Source organism: Bradyrhizobium macuxiense, assembly GCF_001542415.1.
GTDB lineage: Bacteria > Pseudomonadota > Alphaproteobacteria > Rhizobiales > Xanthobacteraceae > Bradyrhizobium > Bradyrhizobium macuxiense.
Window position 1 is genome coordinate 88,322 of sequence record NZ_LNCU01000089.1, and the last position, 12,668, is coordinate 100,989.

Consider the following 12,668-nt stretch of genomic DNA (forward strand, 5'->3'; position numbering starts at 1 on the left):
CCCCTCGCCCGCCGAGCTCGAGACCATCCTGACGATCGGCGCGCGCGTCCCCGACCACGGCAAGCTCGCGCCCTGGCGCTTCATCGTGTTCGAGGGCGACGCCCGCCTGCGCGCCGGAGACGTCATCGCCAAGGTCTTTGCCAAGAAGAATCCCGGCGCGCCGGCCTCCGACATCGAGGTCGAAAAGAAGCGCCTGACCGATGCACCATTGGTGATCGGGATCGTGAGCTTCACCAAGCCGCATCCGAAAGTGCCGCCGTGGGAGCAGGAACTGTCGGCCGGCGCGAGCGCAATGAACATCGTCACCGCGGCAACCGCTCTCGGCTACGGCGCCTGCTGGCTGACCGGCTGGTTCGCCTTCGACCGCGACGTGCTCGACGGCCTCGGCCTGAAGCCGGACGAAAAGCTCGCCGGCCTGGTCCATATCGGCAAGCCGACCAAGCCGAGCGAAGACCGCCCGCGCCCGGTGCTGTCGGATATCGTCACGCGGTTCTGAGAGACGTTCGCTTCTCATTGCCGGGCTTGACCCGGCAACCCATCGCAGAGAGTTCTTCAACGATGGATGGCCGGGTCAAGCCCGGCCATGACGACCAGAGAGGGCCGCTACGCCGCCTTCGACGCGCGCTCCGCAAAACCGGTCAGCAACGCCCCGATCTCGCTTGCAGGCTTCGCCGCGCTGAACAGGAAGCCCTGCACCTCGTTGCAGCCTTCGGCGCGCAGCCAGTCGAGCTGGTCGATGGTTTCGACACCCTCCGCCGTCGTGGTGATCTTGAGGCTGCGGCCGAGGCCCGAGATCGCACGCACGATCGCAAGGCAATCAGAACGGCGCGCCAGATCCTTCACGAAGGAGCGGTCGATCTTGATCTTGTCGAACGGGAAGCTGCGCAGATAGCTCAGGCTGGAATAGCCGGTCCCGAAATCGTCCATCGAGATGCTGACGCCGAGCTCGCGCAGCTGGTGCAGGATCGCGAGATTGGCTTCGGTCTCCGCCAGGAACACCGACTCGGTGATCTCAAGCTCGAGCCGTCGCGCCGACAGGCCGGAATGCGCGAGCGCCGAGATCACGGCCTGGACGAGATTGCGGCTGCGGAACTGCACCGGCGACAGGTTGACGGCAACCTTGACGTCGGCGGGCCACTTCGCCGCTTCCGAGCAGGCCTCGCGCAACACCCACTCGCCAAGCGCAACGATCAGGCCGATGTCTTCCGCGACCGGAATGAACTCGGCCGGCGACACCATTCCCTTCTGCGGATGCCGCCACCGCAGCAGCGACTCGAAGCCGCTGATGCGGTCGGCTGCGATATTGACGAGCGGTTGATAATGCAGCTCGAACTCACCGTTGGCGAAGGCGGCGCGAAGATCGCGCTCCATGTCGCGGCGCTTCTGCGCCTGCAAATCCATCTCGGGCTCGAAGAAATGGTGCACGCCGCCGCCCTCGGATTTGGCGCGATACAGCGCCATGTCGGCGTTGCGCATCAGATCTTCCGACGTCGTGCCGTCGCCCGGCGAGAGTGCGATCCCGATACTGGCGCCGACCACGACCTCGAGCCCGTCGATCTTGTACGACGCACTCAGCACGTCGATCAATCGCTCGGCGAAGGCGCTCGCTTCGTTCGGTGACACGTCGGACGCGAGCACGATCGCGAACTCGTCGCCGCCGAGACGAGCGGCCATGTTGTCGCCGCGGACTTCCGATCGCAATCGCTCGGCGACCAGCTTGAGCAGCCGATCGCCCATCGGGTGACCGAAGGAGTCGTTAACGTTCTTGAACAGGTCGAGGTCGACGCACATCACCGCGACGCGCTTGTTGCCCGGCCGGCTGCGCTCCAGCGCCTCGCGCAGGCGCTCCTGATAGAAGTCGCGGTTCGGCAGGTTGGTCAGTCCGTCATGATGCGCCATGTGGGCGATCCGCGCTTCAGCGGCGCGGCGTTCCGTGATGTCGACCACCGCGACCAGGTAGCCGTCGCGGCCATCGAACGTCACCTTGCGCCCGAATGTCAGCACATGAATCTCGCTGCCGTCAGCCTTGATATGCCGCCAGTCGCGGCTCGATTGATAGACGTCGCCGATCTCGCGCAATGCCGCACCGTGGACGGCCCATTCATCCTGTGGCCAGATTTCGTGCAGCGTCATGCCGAGGAATCTCTCGCGGCTGTATCCATAGTGCTGAACGGCCGCGTCGTTGACGCTCAGGAATTCCATTGTGTCGGCGTCGAACACCCACATCGGCATCGGGTTGTTCTCGAACAACAGGCGGAACGAAACCTCGCGCTGCTTCAGCGCGGTGACGTCAGTGACGGTCAGCGAGAGCATGTCGCCGAACGCCGTGACGCCGAGCCGCAGGCAGCGATCGCCGCTATCGATCTCGAACTGCCCGCCGCGGCCGCCAGCCACGAACGCGCGGAGCCTGCCGACCACATCAGGCGTAGCAAGCGGATTGCCGCCGGCGGAAAGCCGGCGCCACAGCAGGTCGGTCGCAGGCTGCATCAGGAGCCTTGCGGCGCCCTGGTTGAGATGCACGACCTGGAAGTCGGCCGGTTCGCCGCGCGCATTGCGGATCGCGGCAAGCGACAGCACGCCCTCGTCGGTGGCGGAGAAAATCGTGTCCAGCAGGTTGTACTGCGCATTGCGCTCGTTGACGTAGACGCCGACCAGCGTGCTGCCCCAGCGCGATCGCGTCGGCAGCGCCAGCACGTCATAGGTCCGAACCAGGCCGTCACGGACGCAATGCGCCGACGCCAGATAGGGACGGCTGTTCTCGCGCGCGCTCGCCGTGGCCTCGGCCAATGCGGTCGCGCAGTCCGGCGGCAGCGCGCTCAGCGGGATGTCCCAGCGATCGTCGTTCAGCCAGGTCTGCACATAGCGGCCGGGTTGGGAGACGCGCAGCACGCCATCGTCGCCGCGCAGCAGCACGATATGATCCGCGAGCCGACCGAGGCTGCCGAGCATCACGTCTTCATAGTGCGGCAGCTTCTCGCCTGGACGAACGGCCGCCTGCCACTTGCGCTGCAGGACCGGGACGTCTGCGAACATCTCGGTATTGAATTTGGCTGAAGTCTGTTCTGATTTCTTGTTGGCCATGACCATGGCACGCCCCGTTCGCGCAAACGCTTGTCCCCGCGGCATCCAAGTCGTCACCGCTTAACGCCATGTAAAGAATGGGGAAGCGGCGCACCGCCCCGCGCGATTATGACGATTTAAAGTCGCGCGATGGTTAGTTCGCGTTAGAGACCATGACAGTTGCATGAAGCGCACGCCGCGCGTCAGCGGGCGACGACCTCGACCTCGCCATCGACGCCGTTGACGACGTTGAAGGGCCGCTCGAACACCTTGCCCTCGTTCTTGGCGATCGCGCGATACTCGCCCTCGGAGAGCACCACGCGCGGGAAGGCACCGATCGATTCCTTGATCACGTCGCCGCCGGGCGTGATCACCGACCATGCGGTGTTGGCGAGAGCTTCGCCGCCCTTCTCGCTGACCAGCTTGAGCGTGATGACGGCGGCGCGATGGGTGACGGTCACATCGGTCAGCTTGCCGGCCTGCACGCGGATGTCGGAGCGCACCACCGAGTTGGCGTCGCCATAGTTGGAGACGATGTAGTAGGTCCCCTCCGGCAGCAGCGCGACATCGCCGGCGGTGACGTTCGGGATCAACGGGTTGCGGTCCGATCCGTCGAACTGGCTGCCCTTGTAGATCGCGAACGAGATCTGGTTGGCGGGGATCTTGCTGGAGCCGACCTTCCCCTCGATCCGCAGGCCTCCAGCCGGCAGCACGAACGACTCGCGATCAGTCTCCGATTTCAAATTGACGGCACGGACCGCGCTGACGAGACCGAGCGCAACATGGACGACGTAATTGCCCGGCGGCAGCACGATGTTCGGCGTCGGCCCGCGCTCCTCGCGGACCAGCTTGAAGGTGCCGTTGTCATCAGGCTTGTCGGCAAACACCCGCCACACCAGCCCGCCATTGATGACGGGCATGTCTTTTCCGTAGCGCGCCGTCAGCGAAAGCACCGCCTGCCCCGCGGGCGAGGCGCCCGGCAGCGGCGCCGGCGGCGGCATGGTCGCAATCGACGGCTGGACGATGGTCGGCTGGGTCAAGGGCGACGGCAAGGTCGGCCCGGAACCGGCCCCCGATGGCGGCGCCAGATTGAGCGCCGGGCCGGATGGCACCTCGGGGACTGAGGCCGGCGGGACCGGTGGCGGCCGGTCGCTGAACCATTGCGCCGATGCGGAACCGGGCCGCAGGACGATCACGATGGCGGCAAGCAGAAACGCCGGAAGGAGCCACCCGCCCCGCCCGCGTCCGCCGATGCCATTGCCCCACGAAGTCATCGACATGCTTTTCAACGAAAACGCGGCAAATTCAAGCCTTCGTGGCGGCCGGCAGGCCTTGATCCCCCATTTGGAACCGACCGATCAAGACGATGTTAGCCCAGACGTCGCGGTGCAGTCACATTCCCTGCCTAGGCCGGCATGGCTGGGCATAAACCATGCGTGCGAACGATTCTGGCGAAGCTGGACTGCGAGGCATAAGCTCGCCCCGGCAGGAGATATGTCGTGTTGGATAGCTGGATGGGCCGAGGCCATAAGAGCTCCGACGGCCCCGACAAGGTAGGACTGGGACCGGTTCGCCGTCCCGTGATCGGACTTGCCCTCGGCGGCGGGGCCGCGCGCGGCTTTGCCCATATCGGCATCGTCAAGACCCTGCTCGCCCACGGCATCGTCCCCAGCGTCGTGGTCGGCACCTCGATCGGCGCCGTGGTCGGCGGCGCCTATGCCGCCGGTCATATCGAGACGCTGGAGCAGTGGGCCCGCGGCCTGCAGCCGCGCAGCGTGCTCGGCTACCTCGACATCCGCCTCAGCGGCTCCGGCCTGATCGGCGGCACCAAGCTCGCCGCCGAGCTCGAGCAGGCGTTGGGCCAGTCCATGATCGAGGACCTCACCATCAAGTTCGCCAGCGTCGCGACCGAAGTCCGCACCGGCCACGAGATCTGGCTGACCCACGGCCGCGTGGTCGACGCCATGCGCGCCTCCTACGCTTTGCCCGGCATTTTCGCCCCCGTCCTGATCGGCGACCGCTGGCTGGTCGACGGCGCGCTGGTCAATCCGGTGCCGGTCTCGGCCGCCCGCGCGCTCGGCGCCGAGATCGTGATCGCAGCCAACCTTTCCAGCGACGTGTTCGCGCACTCGACCACGATCTACAATCACGGCCAGTCCGCCGCCGCGCCCGAGGTAACGGTCGCGGTGACGACCGAGCCCGCGCTCGAGCCAGAGCCGCCCAAGCGCCGCTTCGGCCGCTTCTTCTCCGCCGAACGCACCATGAAGCGCGAATTCTTCGGCAGCGCCAACCGTCCCGGCATTTCCAGCGTCATGGTCGACGCCTTCAACATCATGCAGGACCGCATCACCCGGGCGCGCCTCGCCGGCGACCCGCCCGACATGCTGATCTCGCCGCGGGTCGGCCAGATCGGCTGGTTCGACTTCCACCGCGCCGACGACCTGATCGCGCACGGCATCCGCGCCGCCGAACGCTCGATCGGCGCGATCGAGGAAGCGATCGACATCCTGGCACCGCCGTCGACCACGTCCGGCGCCACGGGCAAATAGCTTCAAGCCGTCTTGATGTAGTCGCGCAGCGCTTCCTGCTCGTGCTCGTATTCCTGCACGCGCCGCTTGACGATGTCGCCGATCGAGATCAACCCGACCACCTTGCCATCCTCGACCACGGGCAGATGGCGGAATTTGCCCGTCGTCATCATCTCCATGATGCCGCTGACCGTGTCGGATTGCCGGCAGGTCACGACCTTCCTGGTCATGACCGCACTCACCGGCTCCTCCAGGGTGCCCGCACCGCGCTCGCCGAGCACACGCACGATGTCGCGCTCCGACAGGATGCCTTCCATCCGGCCCTGCTCCATCACCAGCACCGCACCGATCTTCCTCTCGCCGAGGAGCTTGATCGCAGCCGAGAGCTTCGCGTCCGGCGCGACGCTCATGATCTGATGGCCCTTCGCATCGAGAATGGAACGTACCGTCATTGTCGCCTCCCTGAAGCCGTTCGTGTCCCCTTTGAGCGGGGATCGAGCCTGTTCGTTGAGCCTTCAATCAACAGTTTCGCGCCGATTTCGGTTCCGGGGCGCGGGCAACAGCACGGCTGTATTTCGGAGCCGGCCTTATCTTGCGTCGCAAGGATGATGGAGGAATTCGACGCGAGCCGCAAGCGACGATCAGACGCGCCCCGACTGGTCCACCGATGACGCATCTGCAGCATCATCTCGCACGCGCGGGACGGGATCGAACAGCGAGAACAGCAGCAGCCCGGCGAGGAAGCCGCCGATATGCGCCTGCCAGGCGACGGTGACGTTGTCGCCGCCGCCGATCGCGAGCGAACCGACGCCGAACACGATGTTGACGCCGAACCAGACCGCCAGGAATCCGAGCACGCGCCCGTCGCGCAGCGCCCGCGACAGCGGCAGCGCCGGCACCTTGGCCGCCGCGTCGGCATCGCCCCGGCTGAATGAAAGGAAGCTGCCCTTCACGAAGGCAAAGCGGATCGCCGCCGCCATCGTGCCCGACACCGACGCCGAGGCGCCGATCATCGGCGCGATCGCATGTTCGTGGGTCACGAGATGCGCGAGCGCGCCGGCGGCCGCCGTCACCGCCATGAACAGGAAGAAACGCAGCGCGCCGAAGCGCCGCGCCAGCGCGCTGCCGAACGGCAGCAGCCACAGCACATTGAAGCCGATATGCGTGAGATTGGCGTGCAGCAGCGAATATGTGACGAAGGTCCAGACCTTGGCGCCCGCGCCGCCCGGGAAGGTGATGTCGAGCAGCGTCGTATCGTAGCGCTTGGGGATGAAGCCGAAGACGTCGATCGTCCAGTTTTCCATCTCCGGCGGCAGCAACACCCGCAGATGGATGACCGCTAGCAGCAGGATGTAAGCGGTGAGCGCCGGCGGCAAGGTCAGCATCGGCTCGCGCGGCGCCTCCGGCGGCGGTGGTTGCTCGAGCGGAGCTTCGGGATGGGAGTCCAAGGGATCGACGACCTCGAATGCGGCGGTGAATCGCAGATAGGCGGCTTTCGCGGCACCGTGCAAGGGCACAATCCCGAAATCGGTCAACTCGCCGTGCTGGACGCAGCTCACGGGCGATGCCGAGCCGCAACCAAAAGATAAAGGGAGGGCGCTGAGAACACCCTCCCTTGCTTCCGTTGATCTTCTCGCACCCCAGGAGGACCGGGGACGCAACCCCACCCCTCCCCGCGCGATGACCAAACTGTTTGACGCCACCTGTATGCCTACGCCGACCGCCCTTGGAGCCAACCGGCGCGAACGGGAACGCGAAGACCCTATGCCGGGTTCCGGCTGCCGCCAAGCGTATAGTTAAATTTACGTTAACGACGCAAAGATGCCGATAAGTCGCCGAAAACGCGGCCGCGGCATGGACGCTGCACAGCCTTCCCTGCACAACAGAGAAGGGAAGGCACTTGCACAAAACCGGGACAGATGTGTCCCGCCAAGGCAGGTGCCGGGCAAGGTTCTTAGATGAAACACTGGTCCAGCCGCGAATTCTTCGCTTACTGGAATGCGAAACGCGGCAATGCGCGCGCACCTGACCGGAGCGAGTTCGAGCCATCCGCGGTGCGCGAGCTGTTGGCCGACATCTTCGTGCTGTCCTATGACGGCAAGGCCGGCTACCCCTTCCGTGTCGCCGGCACCCGCATCTCGGCCCTGCTCGGCTGCGATCTCAAGGACCGGAGCTTTTCCTCGCTGTTCATCGACGCGAGCCGCGGCGAGATCGAGGACATCATCAGCTACGTGGCCGAGGAGACGTTGCCGGCCGTCGCAGGCGTCACCGCAACCACCGAGACCGGCGAGACCGCGCATTTCGAATTGCTGCTGCTCCCCTTCTCCGCCCGCGTGCATGTGCCGGCAAGCCTCACCGGGCTCCTCGCCCCCTTCGAGGACAACACCTCGACGTTGCGCGATCTGGCTCTGACCTCCTGGCGTTATCTGCATCCTCCGGAACGCTTCGTGCCGCGCACGCTGCGCAAGCTCGCCATCGCGCGCGGGTTGATGGTGTACGAAGGCCTGCGGTAGGCGCGGACGTCGGCGTATCTCGCGGGAGATCATCTCCGCCGTCGTCCCTGCAAGGCCATCAAACCCGTCATCCCCGCGCAAAGGCTTCGCTTTTGTCGCTGGCGGTGCGAGCGGAGCGAGCCTCGAAGGATGAACGGCCCCGCTGCTGGCCGTCGCCCCTTCGAGACGGCCGCTTCGCGACCTCCTCCAACGACAAAAGCGAAGCCGTTGCGCGGGGGGTGACCGAGATGGAGCTGTGAACGCAGTTCTCGATTCACTTATCAAACAGCGCGGTGTCGTCACCCGCGAAGACGGGCGACCCAGCATCCCAGGGACGGATGTGAATGAACCGATGGGCCGCGGCGTACTGGATCGCCCGGTCGAGCCAGGTCGAGCCGGGCGATGACAGATGTGAATGAGGATACAGCGCGGGCGCTTGACGACTTTCGTTGAGTTGCCCGACGGCGGAAGCGGAGCCACTGGGCGACCAAAATCGCCTTGAAATATCGAACAAATTCGTACCCGCACGCTCGGTCGAACTTGCGCCGCGGGCGGCGGAACTCTATTAGCTGTCCACCGCGACCAGGAAACGCCGAGCGCAGGGCATGTTTCGTAAATCGATCAGGCAGAAGATCGTCGGCATCGCTGCGGGGCTGATCGTCCTGGCGGTGGTCACATCGCTGTTGTCGATGGTGATGGCGGGCCAGGTCGGCCATCTGCTCGGAGAGCTCACCAACCGCTATATTCCCGCCTACGCCCATCTCGCCCGCGTCAATGTCCGTTCGCTCGAGCGCTCGCTCGCGATGCGGCGGATGATGATGGCGAAGATGCAGGGGCCGGCGGAGGACGGGAACTATGCGGCCGCACGCAAGACCTTCGACGACATCAATCCTGTCATCAATCAGGAAGCCGGTGCCGCGCGCAAGCTGATCGCCGCGATCATCGACGATCCCTCGACGCCGTCAGACAATGCCGCGCTCGGACGCATCGACGACCGGATCGACAACGCGCTCAACGACCTGCTGGTCCGGCTCAACACCGAAAACAAGACGCTGCTCGACCAGCTCGACGCCAAGGATTTCGCCACCGCGCGGAAGACGATGCTCCACGCCGAGGCGCTGCGCGACGAATTCAATACCAGGATCGAAGGCATTCGCGCCGACATGCTGGGCCAGGTCGGCGCCAGCGCCAAGACCGTGATGGGCGCCCAGCAGCGAGCGATCATCGTCTCGGCGGTCGTCACCGCGATCGCCGCCGTGCTCGGCTTCGTGTTTGCGATGCTGGTCGGCAGCGGCATCACCCGCCCGGTGATGCGGCTCTTGGAAGGCACCCGCGAGGTCGAGGCCGGCCGTCTCGACGGCACCATCACCGTCACGACCCAGGACGAGATCGGCCAGCTTTCGGCCGCCTTCAACCGCATGATCGAGACGCTGCGGCACAACCAGCGCATCCGCGAAACCTTCGGCCGCTACATCAATCCGCGGATCGCCGAAGGCCTGCTCGAGCAGCCGGCGATCGCCGCCACCGAAGGACAACGGCGCGTCATGACGGTGATGTTCTGCGACATGAAGGGCTTCACGACCCTGAGTGAGGGCGTGACGCCGCGCGGGTTGGTCAAGATCATGAACCTCTATCTTTCGACCATGTCCGCACCGGTCCACGCGCAACGGGGCATCATCGACAAATATATCGGCGATGCCATCATGGCCTATTGGGGCGCTCCCTTTGTCGAGGAGGCCGAGCAGACGCAGCTCGCCGCAACTGCTGCGCTCGACATGACCGGGCGGGTGGCGCAGCTGCGCCAGGAATTGCCCGAACTGCTCGGGGTCCGCGCGATCCCTGCCGACTGCGACATCCGCATCGGGATAGCCACCGGCGAAGCGCTGGTCGGCAGCATCGGCTCCGAATTCATGATGAGCTACACCGTGCTCGGCGACACCGTGAACCTCGCCTCGCGATTGGAAAGCGCCAACAAGTTCTACGGCAGCCGCAGCCTGATCTCGGAAACCACCGCTGCCGGCTGCGCGGCGACGATCGAGCTGCGCGAGATCGACCGCCTGGTCGTGCTGGGCCAGACCCAGCCGCAGACCGTGTTCGAGATCATGGCCGGGAAGGACGAGCTCACCCCCGCGCAGGCGCTGCTGCGGCAGCACTATGCTGACGGCCTCGCCGCCTATCGGGAGCAACGTTGGGACGATGCCGAGCGCGCCTTCGCGGCGGCGCTGCAAGCCGTGCCCGGCGACGGACCGGCAACCGCCATGACCGCGCGGGCCGCGAGCTTCCGGCAGAATCCACCCGCAGCAGGTTGGGACGGCGCCTGGCACCTGGAGCAGAAGTAGCGGCGTTGCTCGGCTGAGGCGTCGACTCACAAAAGCGCGTTCCTGAGACTGGTTGCACCCCGTCATGGTATCGATGGAGGGCATTACGGAACGCTCAGTTAGGGAACTTCAACGCTCATGGATGATCGGCATATGGTTGCCCTCAAATATTGACGCCACACGATCATGGCCGTCGATATGGAACGGAATGCGCAAGCGCGCATTGGCTTTGCATCAGGTTTGACCACATCAGATACAAGCGGGGGCATCGGAGTCCGAAAGGCTGCCGATATGCCACAAAACGTCACCCAGAAACTGATCTCGGCCCATCTGGCTCGCGGAAGGATGCGTGCTGGCGAAGCCATCGCTATCCGGATCGATCAGACACTCACGCAGGATGCAACCGGTACGCTGGTGATGTTGGCGCTGGAGGGGATTGGGCTCGACCGCATCAGCACCGAGCTCAGCGTGCAATATGTCGATCACAACCTGTTGCAGGTCGACAACCTCAACGCTGACGATCACCTTTTTCTGGAGAGCGCCTGCCGCCGCTTCGGCCTGTGGTACTCCCCCGCCGGCAGCGGCATCAGCCATGTCGTGCACATGCAGCACTTCGGCAAGCCCGGCAAATCCATGCTGGGCGCCGATAGTCACACGCCGGCTGCGGGTGCGTTGGGAATGCTGGCGATCGGGGTCGGCGGCCTGGATGTCGCGCTGGCGATGAGCGGCGAACCGTTTGCGGTCACCATGCCGAAAGTATTCGGCGTCAGGCTCGCAGGCAAGCTTCCAGACTGGGTCAGCGCCAAGGATGTCATCCTCGAGATGCTGCGACGTCATGGCGTTGCCGGCGGCGTCGGCAAGGTGATCGAATATTTCGGGCCCGGCCTGAAGTCGTTGTCCGCGATGGACCGGCATGTGATCGCCAATATGGGCGCGGAGCTCGGAGCGACCACCACGGTGTTTCCGTCCGACGAGCGGACACGCGATTTTCTCAGGGCCAATGGCCGGGAGCACGATTGGCTGCAACTGGCCGCCGATCGCGGATGCAGTTACGACGAGGAAGACTCCATCGATCTGTCGAAGCTGGAGCCGCTGATCGCGACGCCATCGAGCCCGGGCAATGTGGTCAAGGTGAGCGAGGTGGCGGGCGAGCCGATTTACCAGGCCTATGTCGGATCCTCCGCCAACCCCGGCTGGCGCGATTTTGCCGTCGCCGCCGAAATCGTTCGCGGCAGCCATGTTCCGCCCGGCGTATCGTTCGACGTCAACCCGACCTCTCGCGAGACGCTGGAAGCATTGATCGCCGACGGCCGCCTCGGAGCCCTTGTCGCGGCAGGCGCGCGGGTCCATCAGACCGGCTGCAACGGCTGTATCGGCATGGGTCAGGCCCCCGCGGTGGGACGCAACTCACTGCGCACCACGCCCCGCAACTTTCCCGGACGGTCGGGCACCGAGGAGGACGCGGTCTTTCTTTGCTCTCCTGAAACCGCCGCGGCTTCGGCACTCGCCGGGCAGATCACCGACCCGCGAACGATTGCAAAGGCCTGCCCCGAACTCAACGAACCGACCCGGCTGACCGCGAATGAGCAGCTGCTGGAGGCGCCGCTCGCGGCCGAGCAGGCGCGAAAGGTTCAACTCATCAAGGGACCGAATATCCGCTCTCTCCCGCAGTTCGATCCACTGCCCGACCGGCTCGCAGTGCCGATCCTTCTGAAGATGAATGACGACGTTTCCACCGACGAGATTCTCCCGGCCGGCGCACGGGTTCTTCCCTATCGCTCCAACATCCAGAAGATCAGCGACTTCGCCTTCGAGCGCATTGATCGGAGCTATGTTGAGCGCGCGCGTTCGGCGCGCTCAGGCCATGCCGTGATCGCAGGCCGCAACTACGGTCAGGGCTCGTCGCGCGAGCATGCCGCGGTGGCACCGCGAAACATGGGCCTCAGGCTCGTGCTGGCCAAGAGCTTTGCGCGCATTCACCGCCAGAATCTCGTCAACTACGGCATTCTGCCGCTGACCTTCGTCAACGAGGTCGACTATGACCGGTTGCAGAAGGGCGACGTGCTGCGCGTTGACAATCTGCGCCGCACTCTCGAGAGCGGCGAGGACGTCACCTTCGAGTGCCGAGGGCCGGTGCGGACACGTCACGGCCTCACGGCCTCGCAGATTGAGGTAATTCTGGCGGGTGGAGTGATCAACTGGCGGAGGACCCACTCCCACGCTGCGGCGTGATCCGATCCGTTGTGCGGTCACTGATGGAGCGACCGACT

9 protein-coding genes are annotated in these 12,668 nt (G+C 65.2%); 5 read left to right on the plus strand and 4 right to left on the minus strand.

Going from position 1 to position 12,668, the window contains the following annotated elements:
* A partial coding sequence (locus AS156_RS26895; protein WP_136626455.1) for a nitroreductase family protein occupies positions 1 to 496 on the plus strand: 496 nt, incomplete at its 5' end.
* A 107-nt stretch (positions 497 to 603) separates the two neighbouring features.
* Here AS156_RS26895 and AS156_RS26900 read toward each other — a convergent pair.
* Together AS156_RS26900 and AS156_RS26905 are read right to left on the minus strand one after the other, a co-directional pair.
* Positions 604 to 3,087, minus strand: coding sequence for a putative bifunctional diguanylate cyclase/phosphodiesterase (locus AS156_RS26900; RefSeq protein WP_066510847.1), 2,484 nt, complete (start codon positions 3,085 to 3,087; stop codon positions 604 to 606).
* Positions 3,088 to 3,263: 176 nt separating this feature from the next.
* A complete protein-coding gene (locus AS156_RS26905) occupies positions 3,264 to 4,334 on the minus strand; it encodes a hypothetical protein (protein WP_066511058.1) in 1,071 nt (356 codons plus the stop codon).
* A 240-nt stretch (positions 4,335 to 4,574) separates the two neighbouring features.
* On the opposite strand from AS156_RS26905, the gene AS156_RS26910 reads away from it, so the two are divergent.
* Positions 4,575 to 5,609 carry a patatin-like phospholipase family protein gene (locus AS156_RS26910; protein ID WP_136626448.1) on the plus strand — a complete coding sequence of 345 codons (1,035 nt, stop codon included), beginning with the start codon at positions 4,575 to 4,577 and terminating at the stop codon, positions 5,607 to 5,609.
* Between the two features lie 2 nt (positions 5,610 to 5,611).
* Here the strand turns inward: AS156_RS26910 and AS156_RS26915 are convergent, their stop codons facing one another.
* Both AS156_RS26915 and AS156_RS26920 read right to left on the minus strand, forming a co-directional pair.
* Positions 5,612 to 6,040 carry a CBS domain-containing protein gene (locus tag AS156_RS26915; RefSeq protein WP_066510856.1) on the minus strand — a complete coding sequence of 143 codons (429 nt, stop codon included), beginning with the start codon at positions 6,038 to 6,040 and terminating at the stop codon, positions 5,612 to 5,614.
* Positions 6,041 to 6,229: 189 nt separating this feature from the next.
* The gene (locus tag AS156_RS26920) at positions 6,230 to 6,973 is read right to left on the minus strand and encodes a rhomboid family intramembrane serine protease (protein ID WP_082747762.1); all 744 of its coding nucleotides are present in this window, start codon (positions 6,971 to 6,973) and stop codon (positions 6,230 to 6,232) included.
* Positions 6,974 to 7,546: 573 nt separating this feature from the next.
* On the opposite strand from AS156_RS26920, the gene AS156_RS26925 reads away from it, so the two are divergent.
* From AS156_RS26925 to AS156_RS26935, 3 genes are all read left to right on the plus strand, one after another.
* Positions 7,547 to 8,101: a PAS domain-containing protein gene (locus AS156_RS26925; protein WP_066510859.1), complete on the plus strand. Its 555-nt coding sequence runs from the start codon at positions 7,547 to 7,549 to the stop codon at positions 8,099 to 8,101.
* A 584-nt stretch (positions 8,102 to 8,685) separates the two neighbouring features.
* Positions 8,686 to 10,419, plus strand: a complete 1,734-nt coding sequence (locus AS156_RS26930; protein ID WP_066510862.1) for an adenylate/guanylate cyclase domain-containing protein — start codon at positions 8,686 to 8,688, stop codon at positions 10,417 to 10,419.
* A 270-nt stretch (positions 10,420 to 10,689) separates the two neighbouring features.
* Complete coding sequence (locus tag AS156_RS26935) at positions 10,690 to 12,630, plus strand: aconitate hydratase (RefSeq protein ID WP_066510865.1); 1,941 nt, start codon at positions 10,690 to 10,692, stop codon at positions 12,628 to 12,630.
* Positions 12,631 to 12,668: the final 38 nt, after the last annotated feature.

Excerpts from the sequence above, each read along its gene's own strand:
- AS156_RS26915 (WP_066510856.1), bottom strand. The coding sequence starts at position 6,040 with ATGACGGTACGTTCCATTCTCGATGCGAAGGGCCATCAGATCATGAGC.
- AS156_RS26905 (WP_066511058.1), bottom strand. The coding sequence starts at position 4,334 with ATGACTTCGTGGGGCAATGGCATCGGCGGACGCGGGCGGGGCGGGTGG.
- AS156_RS26920 (WP_082747762.1), bottom strand. The coding sequence starts at position 6,973 with ATGCTGACCTTGCCGCCGGCGCTCACCGCTTACATCCTGCTGCTAGCG.
- AS156_RS26930 (WP_066510862.1), top strand. The coding sequence starts at position 8,686 with ATGTTTCGTAAATCGATCAGGCAGAAGATCGTCGGCATCGCTGCGGGG.
- AS156_RS26935 (WP_066510865.1), top strand. The coding sequence starts at position 10,690 with ATGCCACAAAACGTCACCCAGAAACTGATCTCGGCCCATCTGGCTCGC.
- AS156_RS26910 (WP_136626448.1), top strand. The coding sequence starts at position 4,575 with ATGGGCCGAGGCCATAAGAGCTCCGACGGCCCCGACAAGGTAGGACTG.
- AS156_RS26925 (WP_066510859.1), top strand. The coding sequence starts at position 7,547 with ATGAAACACTGGTCCAGCCGCGAATTCTTCGCTTACTGGAATGCGAAA.
- AS156_RS26900 (WP_066510847.1), bottom strand. The coding sequence starts at position 3,087 with ATGGTCATGGCCAACAAGAAATCAGAACAGACTTCAGCCAAATTCAAT.